Annotated in this window: 20 protein-coding genes; 4 read left to right on the top strand and 16 right to left on the bottom strand. The window is 67.9% G+C overall.

Features of this window, described 5'->3' with window-relative positions; translation table 11 throughout:
* Nucleotides 1–31: 31 nt before the first annotated feature.
* From ACAG24_RS14955 to rplS, 4 genes are read right to left on the bottom strand one after another with little or no spacing between them, the layout of a single operon-like run.
* The gene (locus ACAG24_RS14955) at nucleotides 32–337 is read right to left on the bottom strand and encodes a DUF2469 domain-containing protein (protein ID WP_370472996.1); all 306 of its coding nucleotides are present in this window, start codon (nucleotides 335–337) and stop codon (nucleotides 32–34) included.
* Entirely contained in the window at nucleotides 334–1083 is a 750-nt protein-coding gene (locus ACAG24_RS14950) for a ribonuclease HII (RefSeq protein ID WP_370472995.1), read from the bottom strand. The genes ACAG24_RS14955 and ACAG24_RS14950 overlap by 4 nt, the downstream gene beginning before the upstream one ends.
* A gap of 38 nt (nucleotides 1084–1121) precedes the next feature.
* A complete protein-coding gene (gene lepB / locus ACAG24_RS14945; protein WP_370472994.1) occupies nucleotides 1122–1970 on the bottom strand; it encodes a signal peptidase I in 849 nt (282 codons plus the stop codon).
* A 48-nt stretch (nucleotides 1971–2018) separates the two neighbouring features.
* On the bottom strand, nucleotides 2019–2360 hold the full coding sequence (gene rplS / locus ACAG24_RS14940) for a 50S ribosomal protein L19 (RefSeq protein ID WP_024447038.1): 342 nt from the start codon (nucleotides 2358–2360) through the stop codon (nucleotides 2019–2021).
* Nucleotides 2361–2674: 314 nt separating this feature from the next.
* On the opposite strand from rplS, the gene ACAG24_RS14935 reads away from it, so the two are divergent.
* A complete protein-coding gene (locus tag ACAG24_RS14935) occupies nucleotides 2675–3601 on the top strand; it encodes a serine hydrolase (protein WP_370472993.1) in 927 nt (308 codons plus the stop codon).
* Here ACAG24_RS14935 and trmD read toward each other — a convergent pair.
* From trmD to rpsP, 4 genes are read right to left on the bottom strand one after another with little or no spacing between them, the layout of a single operon-like run.
* On the bottom strand, nucleotides 3598–4296 hold the full coding sequence (gene trmD, locus ACAG24_RS14930) for a tRNA (guanosine(37)-N1)-methyltransferase TrmD (RefSeq protein WP_370472992.1): 699 nt from the start codon (nucleotides 4294–4296) through the stop codon (nucleotides 3598–3600). The two genes, ACAG24_RS14935 and trmD, sit on opposite strands and share 4 nt — an antisense overlap.
* 13 nt (nucleotides 4297–4309) lie before the next feature.
* The gene (rimM, locus tag ACAG24_RS14925; RefSeq protein WP_370472991.1) at nucleotides 4310–4828 is read right to left on the bottom strand and encodes a ribosome maturation factor RimM; all 519 of its coding nucleotides are present in this window, start codon (nucleotides 4826–4828) and stop codon (nucleotides 4310–4312) included.
* A gap of 20 nt (nucleotides 4829–4848) precedes the next feature.
* The gene (locus ACAG24_RS14920) at nucleotides 4849–5091 is read right to left on the bottom strand and encodes an RNA-binding protein (protein ID WP_003928628.1); all 243 of its coding nucleotides are present in this window, start codon (nucleotides 5089–5091) and stop codon (nucleotides 4849–4851) included.
* Nucleotides 5092–5098: 7 nt separating this feature from the next.
* Nucleotides 5099–5572 (bottom strand): 30S ribosomal protein S16, encoded by a 474-nt coding sequence (gene rpsP / locus ACAG24_RS14915; RefSeq protein ID WP_370472990.1) that lies wholly within the window; start codon nucleotides 5570–5572, stop codon nucleotides 5099–5101.
* 225 nt (nucleotides 5573–5797) lie between these two features.
* Between rpsP and ACAG24_RS14910 the strand changes: the two genes are divergently transcribed.
* Nucleotides 5798–6289 (top strand): nuclear transport factor 2 family protein, encoded by a 492-nt coding sequence (locus ACAG24_RS14910; protein ID WP_370472989.1) that lies wholly within the window; start codon nucleotides 5798–5800, stop codon nucleotides 6287–6289.
* Between the two features lie 4 nt (nucleotides 6290–6293).
* Here ACAG24_RS14910 and ACAG24_RS14905 read toward each other — a convergent pair whose 3' ends face one another.
* Nucleotides 6294–6725: a nuclear transport factor 2 family protein gene (locus tag ACAG24_RS14905; protein WP_370472988.1), complete on the bottom strand. Its 432-nt coding sequence runs from the start codon at nucleotides 6723–6725 to the stop codon at nucleotides 6294–6296.
* Between the two features lie 78 nt (nucleotides 6726–6803).
* Here ACAG24_RS14905 and ACAG24_RS14900 point away from each other — a divergent pair, with 78 nt between their 5' ends.
* Nucleotides 6804–7697: a D-alanyl-D-alanine carboxypeptidase family protein gene (locus ACAG24_RS14900; protein ID WP_370472987.1), complete on the top strand. Its 894-nt coding sequence runs from the start codon at nucleotides 6804–6806 to the stop codon at nucleotides 7695–7697.
* Between the two features lie 123 nt (nucleotides 7698–7820).
* On the top strand, nucleotides 7821–8603 hold the full coding sequence (locus ACAG24_RS14895; protein WP_370473089.1) for a D-alanyl-D-alanine carboxypeptidase family protein: 783 nt from the start codon (nucleotides 7821–7823) through the stop codon (nucleotides 8601–8603).
* A gap of 63 nt (nucleotides 8604–8666) precedes the next feature.
* Here the strand turns inward: ACAG24_RS14895 and ACAG24_RS14890 are convergent, their stop codons facing one another.
* Genes ACAG24_RS14890 through ACAG24_RS14860 form a run of 7 tightly spaced genes read right to left on the bottom strand, consistent with a single transcriptional unit; the run spans nucleotide 8667 to nucleotide 15855 of the window.
* Entirely contained in the window at nucleotides 8667–9326 is a 660-nt protein-coding gene (locus ACAG24_RS14890) for a cyclase family protein (protein WP_370472986.1), read from the bottom strand.
* Nucleotide 9327: 1 nt separating this feature from the next.
* Nucleotides 9328–10401, bottom strand: a complete 1074-nt coding sequence (locus tag ACAG24_RS14885) for a metal-dependent hydrolase family protein (protein WP_370472985.1) — start codon at nucleotides 10399–10401, stop codon at nucleotides 9328–9330.
* A gap of 2 nt (nucleotides 10402–10403) precedes the next feature.
* Complete coding sequence (ffh, locus tag ACAG24_RS14880; protein ID WP_370472984.1) at nucleotides 10404–11975, bottom strand: signal recognition particle protein; 1572 nt, start codon at nucleotides 11973–11975, stop codon at nucleotides 10404–10406.
* Nucleotides 11976–12030: 55 nt separating this feature from the next.
* On the bottom strand, nucleotides 12031–12963 hold the full coding sequence (locus ACAG24_RS14875; RefSeq protein ID WP_370472983.1) for a S1C family serine protease: 933 nt from the start codon (nucleotides 12961–12963) through the stop codon (nucleotides 12031–12033).
* A gap of 11 nt (nucleotides 12964–12974) precedes the next feature.
* A complete protein-coding gene (locus ACAG24_RS14870) occupies nucleotides 12975–13928 on the bottom strand; it encodes a VWA domain-containing protein (RefSeq protein ID WP_370472982.1) in 954 nt (317 codons plus the stop codon).
* A complete protein-coding gene (locus ACAG24_RS14865; RefSeq protein WP_370472981.1) occupies nucleotides 13925–14845 on the bottom strand; it encodes a DUF58 domain-containing protein in 921 nt (306 codons plus the stop codon). Before ACAG24_RS14865 ends, ACAG24_RS14870 begins: the two co-directional genes overlap by 4 nt.
* Nucleotides 14842–15855: an AAA family ATPase gene (locus ACAG24_RS14860; RefSeq protein ID WP_370472980.1), complete on the bottom strand. Its 1014-nt coding sequence runs from the start codon at nucleotides 15853–15855 to the stop codon at nucleotides 14842–14844. Before ACAG24_RS14860 ends, ACAG24_RS14865 begins: the two co-directional genes overlap by 4 nt.
* Nucleotides 15856–15911 lie beyond the last annotated feature (56 nt).

Below are 15911 nucleotides of genomic sequence, written 5' to 3'. Positions count from 1 at the left end.
GGCATTCGACCGAACCCGCATCGCGAGACCGCTACTCCGGAAGCCGCAGCTCGGGCTGCTCGACCTCTTCGATGTTGACGTCCTTGAACGTGATGACCCGGACCTGCTTGACGAACCGCGCGGGCCGGTACATGTCCCACACCCAGGCGTCGCCGAGGCGCAGCTCGAAGTAGACCTCGCCGTCAGCGTTGCGGGGCACCATCTCGACACTGTTCGCGAGATAGAACCGTCGTTCCGTTTCGACGACGTAGCTGAACTGCCCGACGATGTCCTTGTACTCGCGGTAGAGCGAGAGCTCCATCTCGGTTTCGTACTTTTCGAGATCTTCGGCACTCATCGGCTCAGCTGTCCTTCACGTAGTACGCCGTCTCCAGGCATGTCCACAGGCATTTTCCCGCACTCCAGTTCACCACGCTCCCCGGGTTCCCCGTCTACGACCAGCCGCCGCACGTTGATGAAAGAGAATCGGTGCTGGCTCGACGGACCCAGCCGGTTCAGCGCCGCGCTGTGGGCCCGCGTGCTGTAACCCTTGTGGTCGGCGAACCCGTAGCCGGGGTGGTCGTTCTCCATCGCGACCATCAGCCGGTCGCGGCTGACCTTGGCCAGCACACTGGCCGCGGCGATGCAGGCCGCGGCGGCATCGCCGCCCACCACGGGCAACGACGGCATCGGCAGGCCCGGTACCCGGAAGCCGTCGGACAGCACGTACCCTGGCCGCACCGGCAGGCCCGCAACGGCCCGGCGCATCCCTTCGATATTAGCCACGTGCACGCCGCGGCGGTCGACCTCCATCGACGGGATGAACACGACGTGGTAGGCCAGCGCGTAACGCCGGATGATCGGAAACAGCCGCTCCCGCTCGGCCTCGTTCAATTTCTTCGAATCATCGAGCGCCGACAGGCTTTCCAGCCGATTGGGCCCCAGCACACACGCCGCGACGACGAGCGGGCCGGCACAGGCGCCTCGGCCGACCTCATCGACACCGGCGACCGGACCGAGACCGGCACGGTACAACGCGGATTCCAGCGTGCGCAGGCCCGACGATTTGCGGATGACGGCCCTTGGGGGCCACGCAGCCGGCAAGTGTCAGCGTCTCCTTCCGAGCTGGTCGATGCCGACCGTCAGCTCTGGGGGTTGACCGAGGACACGCCACCCCACCGGCCCGGCGGCCAGGCGATGAACTGTGCCTTCCCGATCACATTCTCCACCGGGATGGTTCCCGCCGTCGGATCGCCGGTGCACAGCAGACCCTTCTGCGCGTCCGCGGGCACATTGGTGCAGTGGGTGCGCGAATCGGCGGAATGGGTGCGGTTGTCGCCCATCACCCACAGTCTGCCCTCGGGGACGGTGACCGGGCCGAATTCGTTGCCGAGGCACGGGTAGACCGCGGGATCGGCCATCATCGTCTCGGCGTTCAGGTAGGGCTCGTTGAGCTTCTTGCCGTCGACGGTGAGCCCGGTGTCGAGCCGGCACTGCACCGTCTGTCCGCCGGTGGCGATGATGCGCTTCACGAGATCGTTCTCGTCGGGCGGGACGAACCCGACCACCGACAGCGCGTTCTGCACCCAGCGGATCGCGGTGTTGTCCGAGCGGATCGACTTGTAGCCGATGCTCCAGTTCGGCGGCCCCTTGAAGACGATGACGTCGCCGGGTTCGGGTGCACCCCACCGGTAGGACAGCTTGTCGACCATGATGCGGTCACCGACGCAGCCGTTGCAGCCGTGCAGGGTCGGTTCCATCGACTCCGACGGGATCAGATACGGCCGGGCGATGAACGTCAGCATCACGTAATAGAGCACGAGAGCGATGCTGATAAGGATCGCGAACTCTTTGAGAGCCCCACGCTTCTTCTTGCCGGACGTCTCGTCCTGCGCGTCCTCGTCGCTGTCGACCGGGTCTTCGAGCGTGCGCTCGGTGGACGAATCGTCGGACGGGTCGGGATTGCCGGAGGGCCCTGAGGACAGCGTCACGTGATCAGACTAGCCAGAGCACCGTCAGACCACGCACGACCTGGAGCGTCAGCGCTTTTCCTTGATCTTGGCCTTCTTGCCGCGGAGCTCACGCAGGTAGTACAGCTTCGCTCGGCGCACATCACCGCGAGTGACGATGTCGATGTGGTCGATGTTGGGCGAGTGCACCGGGAAGGTGCGCTCGACACCCACGCCGTAGCTCTCTTTGCGCACCGTGAAGGTCTCGCGCACGCCACCACCCTGGCGGCGGATCACCACGCCCTTGAAGACCTGGATGCGCTCCTTGGAGCCCTCGATGACCTTCACGTGGACATTGACGGTGTCGCCGGGGCCGAAAGCCGGGACATCGTCGCGCAACGACGTCTGGTCGACGAAATCCAGCGTGTTCATCGGTGACACTTCCTTGTTGTTCGCGGCCCGTGCCGGCGTCCTGAGGACGCACGCAGAGCCGATGTGTTCGGACGTCTTGGTCGAGTCGTGCGACCGAACCGGGGCATGCCACCCCAGCCGTGCACAGACAACTGCCCAATTGTGCCAGACGGAGTCCCGTTCCCCGAAATCCGGTGAACCGGGCTCCGCGGCCCGCTTCGCCAACAACGCGGGGCGCGCCGGCAGCAGTTACCCTGGACGAGCCCGGGTGTGCGTCGATACGCAGCCCGATCTGGGGGGACAGCGTCGGCCCACACATTCTGGAGGAACGAGCGATGCGACGGCCGTTGAGGCTGTTCACCAGTGGCGCGGCGGTGTCACTTCTCGCCGCCTGCACGGCGACGGGCTACGGCGCTCAGCCCGTCTCCCCGAGCCCTCCTCTGACGGTCACCGCTCCGCTGGGCACAATGGCGCCGCGGCCCGAGATCCCCCCCGACGAGCCTGCCCCGACGTTCGCCGGGCTGGCCGATCGCGGACGGCAGGCCACCACCCAGGCGGCAGCGGCGGGTGCCGACATCACCGCGGCGGTGCTCGACCGCAACACCGGTCAACTCGTCACGAACGGCAACACCATGCCCATCGCCATCGCCTCCGTGGTGAAGCTGTTCATCGCCGACGATCTGCTGTTGCAGGTCGCCCAGGGCAAGACCACGCTGACCCCTGAGGACCACCGATCGCTCGACGTGATGCTGCGTTCCTCCGACGACAGTGCAGCCGAGGTGTTCTGGAACCGCAGCGGCGGCACCGCGATCATCGATCGGATCGTCAGACGCTACGGTCTCACCTCCACCAGGCGGCCCAGCGACGGCCGCTGGTTCAACACCATCAGCACGGCCCCCGACCTGGTGCGCTACTACGACATGCTGCTGTCGGGGACGGGCGGACTTCCCAGAGAACAGGTCAACCTCATCCTCTCCGACCTGTCCGCGTCCACGCCGACCGCACCCGACGGCATGGTGCCCGGCGGCGTCTACCCCCAGCGGTTCGGCATCCCCGAGGGACTTTTCGCCGAACCGGTCGCCGTCAAGCAGGGGTGGATGTGCTGCATCGGCTCGGACTGGATGCACCTGTCCACCGGCGTGATCGGCCCTGACCGTCGCTACATCATGGTGATCGGATCGATGCAGGCCGTCGGCGACGACGCCGCGCGACAGACCATCACCGATGCCGTGAAGACGATGTTCCCGGCCGGGAAGATCTAGCGGCCCTGCTCGCCGAGCAGGTCGGGACGGCGCTCACGGGTCCGCTGCAGCCCCTGCTCACGGCGCCACGCGGCGATGCGCGCGTGGTCACCGGACAGCAGCACATCGGGGACGTCCAGTCCCCGCCAGTGGGCGGGCCGCGTGTAGCTGGGCCCTTCCAGGAGGCCACCGACCGACTCGGAATGCGAATCGTCCCGATGTGACGCGGGATTGCCGAGCACATCGGGTAGCAAGCGGACGACGGCCTCGATCATCACCACCGCAGCCGATTCGCCGCCGGGCAGCACATAGTCACCGATGGAGACCTCTTCCACCCGCATCCGGGTCGCAGCGTCCTCGACCACCCGCTGGTCGATGCCCTCGTACCGGCCGCAGGCGAACACGAGGTGCCGCTCCCCCGACCAGCGCTGCGCCGCGGCCTGGTTGAACAGGCGACCTGCGGGCGACGGGACCACGAGAAGCGTTTCCTCAGAACAGATGTCGTCGAGTGCGGGGCCCCACACAGGCGCCTTCATCACCATCCCCGGGCCGCCACCGTACGGCGAATCGTCGACCGACCGGTGCACGTCATGGGTCCAGTTCCGCAGGTCGTGTACGGCGAGTTCCACGATGCCCGCGTCGATCGCCCTGCCCGGCAACGACTGTCGGAGCGCGTCGAGGAACGCCGGGAAAATGGTCACCACATCGATCTTCACGGGCTGTGCATCCTCAGAGTTCGAGTAGGCCCTCGGGCGGATCGATGACGATGGCCTGGTCTTTCAACGACACCGACACGACGATCGCCGACACGAACGGCACGAGCACCTCGGCGCCATCTGCATTCCGCACGGCGAGCAATTCGCCTGCAGCCGTGTGCAATACCTCGGCCACCGTGCCCACGGTCCCACCCTCGGACGTCGCGACCGTCATGCCTTCGAGCTGATGGTCGTAGAACTCGTCGGGGTCGTCGATCGCGGGAAGGTCGCCCGAGTCGACCAGGAAAAGGGTGCCTCGCAGCCCGTCGGCCGCATCGCGGTCACCGACGCCTTTGAGGCGGACCAGCAGCCGATCACCATGCGCCCGAACGGATTCGATGACGAATTCGCGTTCGGCGCCGCCACGGCCGGGACGGCCCCGCAGGGTGACCCCCGGCGCGAACCTGCCCTCCGGGTCGTCGGTGCGGACCTCGACGGCCAGTTCGCCCGTCACGCCATGAGCTTTGCTGACGCGCCCCACAACCAGATCCATCAGGCAGGGCCCTTCGGTTGTTACTGGTCGGTGTCCACCACGTCGACACGGATTCCGCGACCGCCGATGCCCGCCACCAGGGTGCGCAGCGCGGTCGCCGTACGACCGCCGCGTCCGATGACCTTGCCCAGATCATCTGGATGAACGTGGACCTCGACGGTGCGGCCGCGGCGGTTGGTCACCATGTCGACGCGAACATCGTCAGGGTTGTCGACGATTCCGCGCACCAGGTGCTCGACGGCGTCGACGACGACAGAACTCACTGCCGACTCAGCTTTCAGCCGGAGTCTCGGCGGCGACCTCGGCGGAGGCCTCTGTCGCCTCGGCGCTCTCGGCCGGCTGCTCGTCCTTCTTGGCCGGAGCCTTCTTCTTCTTCGGGGTGGTGGCCTCGGTCGAGGGGCCGTCCGCGTCCGCGAGGGCGGCATTGAACAGGTCGAGCTTGCTGGGCTTGGGCTCCTTGACCCTCAGCGTTCCCTTGGCGCCGGGCAGACCCTTGAACTTCTGCCAGTCACCGGTGATCTTGAGCAGCTGCAGAACCGGTTCGGTGGGCTGAGCGCCGACGCCGAGCCAGTATTGGGCGCGCTCCGAGTCGATCTCGATGAGGCTCGGCTCTTCCTTCGGGTGGTACCGGCCGATGACCTCGATCGAGCGGCCGTCGCGGCGGGTGCGCGAGTCGGCGACCGAGATGCGGTACTGAGGATTGCGGATCTTCCCGAGGCGGGTGAGCTTGATCTTGACAGCCATGATTGAGCGATCTCTCCTGTGATTGCCACGCTGCAATTCAGCGATCGCGGCGGGATGCCGGATCCGGTTTTGCCTTACGTGTGTGACGCGGCACGGCGCATCCTTGCGGAAGCCGTGCTCGGACAGCCGCCTATTGTGCCAGACCTGCGCCCATCGGCGAAAATCACGCTCGCGGCCGGGTGCCCGACCTTTACAAGATGAGCCGCAAATGTCACCTTCTAGGGCATGGACGACGCTGCCTCGCTGCTGGAGATCGAGTCGATCAAACAGGTGAAGGCACGCTACTGCCGATTCTTGGACACCAAGGACTGGGAGGCGTGGCGGTCGCTGTTCAGCGACGGCTTCCACAGCGACACCTCGCAGGCCGGCGGCAAGGTCATCGTCGGCGCGGACGAGTTCGTCGCGTTCACCCGGCGCAGCCTGCGTGGCAATGCCACCGTGCACCAGGTGCACGCGCCCGAGATCGAGCTGACCTCAGCCACCACCGCAGAAGGGGTGTGGGCGCTCGAAGACGTGGTACGGCTGGCACCGGGGGTGAACCTGCGCGGCTACGGGCACTACCGCGAGAAGTACGAGAAGATCGACGGGCGCTGGTTGATCACCGCCTCGACGCTGACGCGGCTTCGCGAGGACATCTTCAACGTCGCGTTCTCGCTCTACGTGTCCGACCGCATCAAGCGCACCGCGGCGAAGGTGGCCCGGCGCGCCACCCGCTGACAGGTCACACGATCTTGTCGAAGCACTTCTCTTCGACGCGCTTGCTCATCCGCCACCCCTGTTCGGTGCGGACGAACTCGTCGACGTACCAGATGCCGACGAAGTAGACCTGGGCGGAGTCCTGCCCCTCGCCGCCGCCCATCACCATCGGGTTGAAACAGATCGCACGGGAGGTGGCCGTGTCGCCCGAGACCCGAACATCTGCGTTGCCGACCAGGTGGTAGTAGGCCGGGAAGCTGGGCAGCACCTCCTTGAGCCACGCCTTCACCTCAGGGAAGCTCCCGTCGATGCCGCCCGCCACGCGGTAGTCGATGTAGGCGTCCGGGGTGAAGACCGCGTCGAGGTCGTCGAACCGTCGTCGGTCGATCGCCGTGGAGTAGTCGATCAGCAATTGCTGGATTTCAAGCCGGTCCGAGATCTCCTCGATGCTCAACATGGGTCTGATTGAACACGATGAGCCGGCCGCATCGGCCTTGAATAGACCCCGGTTCGACCCCCGTTAGACTCAGCCGCCATGACAAGGCTTCTCGCGGGCCTCGCGGCCACGCTGTGCCTGGTCGCTGCGGGGCCGTCCATCTCTCCCCCGTCGGCGTCGGCCTTACCTGCATCGGGAATCGTTCAGCCCGCGGGCTCGGTTCCTGTCCCCGACGGCCCGGCGCAGGCCTGGGTTCTCGCCGACATGGACACCGGAGCAGTGCTGGCCGGGCGTGACGAGAACAACCGCTTCGCTCCGGCCAGCACCATCAAGATCCTGCTGGCGATGGTGGTCCTCGACGAACTGCCGCTGGACGCGACGATCGTCGCCAACGAGGCCGACACGTTGGTGGAGTGCAACTGTGCGGGGGTGGCCCCTGGCATCACCTACACGACCCGCCAACTCCTCGAAGGACTGCTGCTGGTGTCGGGCAACGACGCCGCCAACACGTTGGCGACGATGCTGGGCGGTCGCGAGGCGGCGGTCACGAAGATGAACGCCAAAGCCGCGATGGTCGGCGCCTACGGCACCAACGCCGGATCGCCTTCCGGTATCGACGGCCCCGGCATCGACATCTGGTCCACCCCCCACGACCTGGCCGTCATCTTCCGCGCCGCGATGGCCTACCCGGTGTTCGCGCAGATCACCGCCCAACCCAGCGCCGTGTTCCCCACCAAGACCGGCGACGTCGTGCTGGTGAACCAGGATGAGCTGCTGCATCGCTACCCCGGCGCGTTCGGCGGCAAAACCGGCTACACCGACCTCGCCCGCAAGACGTTCGTCGCGGGGGCCTCGCGCAACGGCAGACATCTGGTGGTCGCGCTGATGTACGGGCTGGTCAAGGAGGGCGGACCGACGTACTGGGATCAAGCCTCGGCGCTGCTGGACTGGGGCTTCGCGCTCGGCCCGAACCCCGGTATCAGCAGGCTCTAAACCGGCCGAGACCGGATGGATACCTGATCGCGCGCAAGTCGAGTCCTGACGCGATTAGCGTCGCCAATCGTGCGAAGACAACTCGCGGGGCTGGCGCTCGCCCTCGGCGCGCTGCTACCTGCCATGTCGGTGTCCATCGCACCTACGGCCCTGGCTCAACCGGCTGTCGAACCGGCTGCGGCACAACCCCTTCCGGACGGCCCCGCCAAAGCTTGGCTGGTCGCCGACCTGGACACCGGCCGCGTGCTCGCCAGCAAGGACCCGTACGGCACCTACGCTCCCGCGAGCACGATCAAGGTGCTGCTCGCGATGACCGTGCTCGATCATCTCCGCCCCGACAACTTCGCGCGGGCCAACGAGTCTCACACCAAAATCGAATGTTCCTGTGTCGGACTCAAACCCGGGCAGGCCTACACCACGGCTCAACTGGTGGCGGCGATCCTGATGGTCTCGGGCAACGACGCCGCGACGATGCTGGGCGACATGCTCGGCGGGCAACAGGTCGCCGTCGCCGCGATGAACCGCAAGGCCGCCCTTGTCGGCGCCCGCAGCACCAAGGCGTCGTCGACGTCCGGGTTGGACGGTCCGGGGTGGGAATCGGTCACGACGCCACACGATCTGGCGGTCATCATGCGCGCGGCGCTGAAATATCCCCTGATCGCCCAGATCATGCGGTCGCCGTCGGCTCCGTTCCCGGGCAAGACGCTCCACAACCAGAACGAGCTGTTGAGCCGCTATCCGGGTGATCTCGGCGGCAAGACCGGTTTCACCAACCTCGCCCGCAAGACCTACGTCGGTGCGGCACAACGCGGGAACCGGCGGCTGGTCGTGGTGCAGATGTACGGCAGCGGCGACCTGTACGGGCAGGCGATCGACCTGCTGGACTACGGATTCAGCCAGCCGTAGGGATTTGCGTGACGTAGTGGCGCAATTCGGTCCCGAAAATCGCCGCGGCGTCACGTAATCGGCTCAATCCTCCACTTCGGCGAACGCGCGCACCGGGAACGTCCCGAAACCTTCGATGGCGGGCGGAGCCGCGGTGAACCGCGCGCCCGTCTCGGGCAAGGCGCCCAAGTTCGTGAGGTGCTCCACGATGTGCACCCCGGCGCCGAGCAGGAGCGTATGCACCGGGCGCCGGCCACCCGACTCGGTGTCGTCGATGTTGACCGAGTCGATCCCGACGAGGACGGCGCCCGCGTCGGCGAGATACTGCGCCGCTTCGGCGGTCACGAACGGCGCACCCGAACCGTATGCCTCGGAGCCGAAGTGCCTGTCCCATCCGGTGTGCAGCAGGACAGCACAGCCGCGCACCTCACGACCCGAGAGATGAGCGACGGTGATGGCGCGCACTCCTTCGAGGTGGAACACCTCAGCGGGCAGTCCCACCAGGGTCGCGAGGTCCAGGCCCGCGAGGTCGGCCCCGTCGGCGTACCGGTGGAACGGCGAATCCAGATAGGTGCCGGTGTTGCCGATCATCGTGATGATGTCCATCGCGAATTCGGTTCCGGGAGCGTACTTCTCACGGGAGTCATGGCGGGTCAGGTGAGCAGTGATGACAGGTGCGGGCAGGCCCGGGTAAGTGATGAGACCGGCCCGGATGCGGTGGCTCAGATCGACGAAGCGCGCCATGTCAATAGACGACTCCGCGCAGGATCACCGTGGCCGGGTTCCCCAGCACGCCGGCCCCCGTGCGCGGATCCTCGGCGAAGCACACCAGGTCGGCCGATGCGCCGTGTTCGAGGGAAGGCCGCCGCAGCCATTCACGGGCGTCCCAGCACGCGGCGCCGAGCGCCTCGGTGGGTGACATCCCGATCCCCTTGAGCGCGTCGACCTCCTCGGCGATTCGGCCGTGCGCGACCGCGCTGCCCGCATCCGAGCCCGCGTAGATCGGCACCCCGGCTTCACGGGCGGCACCGATTCTGGCCGAGCAGGTTTGGTACAACGACCGCATGTGCTTCTGGTAGTCCGGATACTTGTGCGCCGCTGCGGCGATGTCCGGAAAGTTCTCGATGTTGATCAACGTCGGAACCAGGGCGGTGCCGTACTCGACCATCAGGTCGATGGTGTCCTCGGTGAGGCCGGTGCCGTGCTCGATGCAGTCGATGCCCGCCTTGATCAGACCGGCCAACGCATCCTCGCCGAACACGTGGGCGGTGACGCGGGCGCCGTTGGCGTGTGCGGCGTCGATCGCAGCGTGGAGGACATCGTCGGACCACAGTGGCGCCAAGTCCCCGGTCTCGCGGTCGATCCAGTCCCCGACCAGCTTCACCCAGCCGTCGCCCCACCGGGCCTGCTGCGCCGCCGCGTCGGGCAGCTGCCACTGCTCGTCGAGTTCTGAGGCGAAGCCGCGCTGATACCGCTTCGGGCGGGCCAGATGGCGTCCCGCCCGAATCAGCCGCGGCAGGTCCGGTCGATCGTCGAAACTGCGTGTGTCGGTGGGTGATCCGGCATCGCGTAGCAGCAGCGCGCCGACGCCGCGTTCGGTCTCGGCCTGCGCGACGGCTTCGTCGAGTTCGATCTCTCCGCCGGGCCCCAACCCGACATGACAGTGGGCGTCGACGAGACCGGGAAGCACCCAGCCGCCATCGAACACCGTCTCGGCGCCGGCCACGGGTTCAGCGGACAGGCGCCCCTGGACGATCCACCATTCGACGGGCTCGCCGTCGGGCAAACCACGGCCCCGGACGCGCAGAGGCGTGCTCATCGCTAGTTCTTCGGGAACTTCAGCTTCGACAAGTCGATGTCGGCAAGACCCGGCGGCAGCTCGTCGAGCCCCTTCGGCATGTTCGACAGGTCGGGGAATCCGGGGGGCATCCCCGCCATGCCCGGCATTCCGGCGCCGAGCGGGTTGCGGTTCTTGGGGGGCGTCGGCCCCCTGCCGCCCTTCTTCTTGCCTGCCTGCTTGTTCTTACCCTTCGCAGCCTTGCGAGAGTTCTTGCGCCCGAACGGCATTCCCATCTGTCCGGCCATCTGCGACATCATCTTGCGGGCTTCGAAGAACCGGTCGACGAGCTGATTGACCTCGGCGACGGTGACTCCGGAGCCGTTGGCTATGCGCAGCCGCCGGGAGGCGTTGATGATCTTGGGGTCCGCCCGCTCCTGCGGAGTCATCCCTCGGATGATCGCCTGCACCCGGTCGAGCTGGCTGTCGTCGACAGCAGCCAGCGCATCCTTCATCTGCCCCGCCCCCGGCAGCATCCCGAGCAGATTGCCGATCGGGCCCATCTTGCGGATCGCCAGCATCTGCTCGAGAAAGTCCTCAAGGGTGAGCTCGCCGCTGCCGATCTTGGCGGCGGTGGCCTCGGCCTGCTCGGCATCGAAGACCTGCTCAGCCTGCTCGATGAGGGTCAGCACGTCACCCATGCCCAGGATCCGGCTGGCCATCCGGTCGGGATGGAAGACGTCGAAGTCTTCGAGCTTCTCCCCCGCCGACGCGAACATGATGGGCTGGCCGGTGACCTCCCGGACCGACAGCGCGGCACCACCGCGGGCGTCGCCGTCGAGTTTGGTGAGCACGACGCCGGTGAATCCGACGCCTTCGCGGAAGGCGTCGGCGGTGGTCACGGCGTCCTGGCCGATCATCGCGTCGAGGACGAACAGCACTTCGTCGGGATTGACGGCGTCGCGGATCGCCGCCGCCTGAGCCATCAGCTCCTGGTCGATACCGAGCCGGCCGGCGGTGTCGACGATGACGACGTCGTAGTGCTTAAACCTGGCCTCGGCAAGGCCGCCGGCGGCCACGGCCACGGGATCGCCGGGGGCCGTGTCGTCGGAGCCTTCGACCGTGCCCGCATGCGGGGCGAAGACGTGCACTCCTGCGCGCTCGCCGACGATCCGCAGCTGATTGACCGCGCCGGGGCGCTGCAGGTCACAGGCCACCAGGAGCGGCGTATGCCCCTGCCCCTTGAGCCATTTCGCCAGCTTGCCCGCCAGGGTGGTCTTGCCCGAGCCCTGCAGACCCGCCAGCATGATGACCGTCGGTGGGTTCCTGGCGAACGACAGCTGGCGCGTCTCGCCGCCGAGGATCCCGATGAGCTCCTCGTTGACGATCTTGACGACCCGCTGCGCGGGGTTGAGCGCCGCGGACACCTCGGCGCCCTTGGCGCGGTCCTTGATGCGCCCGATGAATTCGCGCACGACAGGCAGCGAGACATCGGCCTCCAGCAGTGCAAGTCGGATCTCGCGCGCGGTGGCGTCGATGTCGGCATCGGTCAGCCGGCCTTTGCCCCGCAAGCCCGAAAGGGCGCCGGTCAACCGGTCGGACAGGGATTCAAACACGAGGCCAAGCCTATCGCGGGTGCCGGGAAGCCCTGACCTGGGCGCTACTGCGCACTCAGCCGTTCTGGATGATCTGGCCGGCGACTTCCACGGCACGGTCGATCGGCACGGCGAACCCGATGCCGATGTTGCCGGCCTCCGGGCCGCCGACGGTGGCGATCGCAGTGTTCATGCCGATCACCTGGCCGTCGAGGTTGGCCAACGGCCCTCCCGAATTCCCCGGGTTGATGGACGCGTCGGTCTGCAACAGCTGCTGGCCAGGGCTGGGGCCCAGGCGGGCGGTCCGGTCGACGGCGCTGATGATGCCGGCCGTGACCGTGCTGTTGAGCCCCAGCGGCGCGCCGACTGCGATGACGGGCTGCCCGATGGCCAGGCCGTCGCTGACCCCCAGCGCCGCGGCCGGCGGCGGCGTACCGCTGATCTCGAGCACCGCGACGTCCGTGGCGGGATCGGTTCCCACGACGCGCGCGGCGCTGCGCCGACCGTCGGCCATCCTGACCAGAACCCGCGAATAGCCGTCGATCACATGACTGTTCGTCATGATCCGGCCCTGTGCGTCGATGGCGAAGCCGGATCCGATGCTGTTGCCCGCGCTGATCTGGACGACGCTGGGCAGAAGCGCCTGAGACGCGCTCTGGGTGCTGCCGCCTTGCGCCGCCGGCGCGGCCGCCGACGGCAAGCTCTGTCGGAAGACGGGTCCCCGGTCGGTGTCGGCCGCCAGGAAGCCCGCGCCTCCACCCGCGGCCGCACCGACAAGCAGGCAGGCACCGACGAGCAGCGCCGACACCCCGGAACGCCGGGGCGCCGCCGGTACCGCGAGGGGGTCAGGTACCGGCGGCGCGGCCTGGGGCGCCGTCCCGACGTGAACCCGCGTCGGGACAGCGGCGGCCGGCTCGGGCCGCGGTGATGCGGCGGCCGTCGTCGCCGGCGGCAGGAACGTCGGACCTGAGGGCCTGCCGCCGAGGTCGAAGCGCTGTTCGAAGGTCATGGGTGCTCCTGTCAGACGAGGCGGGCAAACCAGCGCATGGACAGGCCGGCGGCGACGATGCCGCAGACCAGAGCGATACCCGCCACCAGCGGGGTGACCTCGCGCCACTCGGTGCGCCAGCCGATGGAGGTGCTGATGTCCCGGTAGACCGCGTCCAACTCATCACTGCTCTCCGCGGAGTAGGCGACACCGCCGGTCGCTTCTGCCAGCGCTGCCAACGTCTCTGAGTCCACCGGCACCGGCACCTCGTAGCCGCCGCTGTCGAAGACGCCATCGGGTGTTCCGTAGGCGATGGTCGAGACCGGCACTCCCGCTGCGACCGCCGCGAGCGCGGCGTCATCGGTGTCGCGACCGCTGGTGTTGGTGCCGTCGGAGAGCAACACCACGTGGGCCGGCACCCGGTCCTGACCCTCCTCGGGTTCCTGGGTGATCGCCAGGATCTGATCGAGCGAGGTGAACACGCCTTCGCCGATCGCCGTCCGCGACTGCGTCGTCAGCATCTGCAGGCTGTCCTTGGCCGACTCACGGTCGGTGTCGGGCGCATGCACGACCGCCGTCGTCCCGGCGAACGTCACCACCCCCACGTTGAACGTCGGCGGTAGCTGATCGATGAAGTCACCAGCGGCGGCCACCGCTGCCGTCAGCCGGTCGGGGCTCACGTCCTCGGCGCGCATCGACTCCGACGTGTCGATCGCCACCATGATGGTGGCGCGTTCGTAGGGCACCCGCACCGGCATCTCGGGCCGCGCGACAGCGAGCGCACACAGCGTGAACGCCGCGAGCAGGAACACCGCGGGTAGATGGCGCCGCCACTTCGGACGTTCCGGAATCACCTTGTCCAGCAGCGGAAGTGCCGCATAGCGGACCGCGTAGCGCTGGCGTCGACGGACGGCGACGACGTAGGTCGCCGCGAGGAGGCCGACCGGCAGGAGCATCAGCAGCCCGAGCGGGAACAGGAACGTCACCGCCGGCCCCTTCCCCGGGTGGTGCGCATCGTGCGCTGCCGTTCGCGCAGGAACTTCGCGAGGTCGCGCACCCAGTCGCCGGCAGTGGAGGCCCGCAGGTGGTCGGCGCCCGAGGCGGCGATCGCCGCGGCCACCGCACTCCGGTGAGCGGCGGCCGCCTCCCGATAGCGTCTGCGCAGCCCTGCGTCGGACGTCCACACCTGACGCTGACGTCCCGACTCGGGATCGACGAGCGTCACGGCGCCGACGTTGGGGAGGTCGAGTTCGCGGGGGTCGAGGATCTCGACGGCGACGACATCGTGGCGTGCGGCCAGTCTGCGCAGCGGCACCTGCCAGTCGAAGGGAGCCTCGTTGGCACCGTTTGGCTCCAGGAAGTCCGATACGACGACCCGCAGACCCGGGCCACCCCGGCGCGTACCGAACGCCGCCAATGCGCCCGCGAGCGTGGGCGAACCGGCGCCGCTGCGGGCGCCGCCGAAGGTAAGCGTCCGCGCTGCTCTCGACGCAGCGAGCCGCGCGCGCTCGGGGCGATACCAGCGGACTCCGTCGGGTCCGAAGGTGGCCATCCCCAACGTGTTTCCCGGGGCATCGGTGAGCAAGCCGAGCGCCGCGACGATCCGTGCAGCCAGCTCTGCCTTCTCGTCGGCGACGGTGCCGAACGCCATGCTCGGCGTCATGTCGACCAGCACCTGGGTGTCGAGCCGGTTGTCCGCGCGGGGCCGCCAGACGTGCGGCTCGCCGGCGCGCGCAGTGATGTTCCAGTCGATGCGGCGCACATCGTCTCCCGGCTGATATCGGGCGAGCTCCTCGCGCTCTGTGCCGACACCGAGCCGCAGCCCCTCGTGGTCCCCCGCCATCAGGCTGTCCACCCGTCGGCGCACCCGCAGGTCGAGCGCCCGCCACGGGTACCCGCTCACGACGCCACCTCGGCGAGGTCGTGGCTGTTGGGCGCGATCTGAGGCGGAGCAACGCATTGCAGGACGCGCGCGACGACCGATCGCGGGTCCACACCGTCGGCGACGGCGTCGAACGTCAGCACCAGCCGGTGGGCGAGCACGTCGGGGGCGATGTCGGCGACGTCGGCGGGCAGCACGTAATCGCGCCCCCTGAGCATCGCCAGCGCCCGGCTCGCAGACAGCAGCCCCAACGATCCGCGGGGCCCGACACCGTAGTCGAGTACACCTCCGATCGCGGCGGCGCCGTACTCGGCGGGCTCGCGGGTCGCCATCACCAGCCGCACGATGTAATGCGCGACCGCGTGGTGCACGAACACCTGCTCGGTGATGCGTTGCAGGCGCAGCACGTCGGCGGGGGTCATCAACGCTCGGGCCGTGGGTGGTTGTGCTCCCATCCTGGCTAGGATCGCCAACTCTTCGAGTTCGTTGGGGTGGGTCAGGTCGATCTTGAGCAGGAAGCGGTCGCGTTGGGCTTCCGGCAGGTGGTAGACGCCGTCGGTCTCGATCGGGTTCTGGGTGGCCAGCACGAGGAAGGGCTCCGGCAGCGCGAACGTGCGCCCGCCGATGCTGACCTGGCGCTCGGCCATCGCCTCCAGAAGCGCCGACTGCACCTTTGCGGGCGCACGGTTGATCTCGTCGGCGAGCACCAGGTTGGCGAAGATCGGCCCCAACTCGATGTCGAAGGTCTCCGTGGACGGCCTCCACACCCGGGTGCCGAGGATGTCGGCAGGCATCAGATCCGGTGTGAACTGCAACCGGTGAAACGTCCCGCCGACCACGGTCGCCGCCGTGCGTACCGCCAGGGTCTTGGCCAACCCCGGGACACCTTCGAGCAGCACATGGCCGCCAGCGAGAAGCCCTACCAACAACCGCTCCAACATCGAGTCCTGGCCGACGACAACATGTTTCATTTCGAACAGGGCGCGTTCGATGAGCGCCCCCGCGCTGTGTTCGCCCTCGTTGTTGCTCATGGCCCCCAGTCGACCATCGCGGTGCGAAAACCCCAGGAAACTGCGGCGAAAGCGGA

Origin of the sequence: Mycobacterium bulgaricum (assembly GCF_041287165.2) — a bacterium.
GTDB lineage: Bacteria > Actinomycetota > Actinomycetes > Mycobacteriales > Mycobacteriaceae > Mycobacterium > Mycobacterium bulgaricum.
This window is presented reverse-complemented; position numbering and strand designations above follow the sequence as displayed.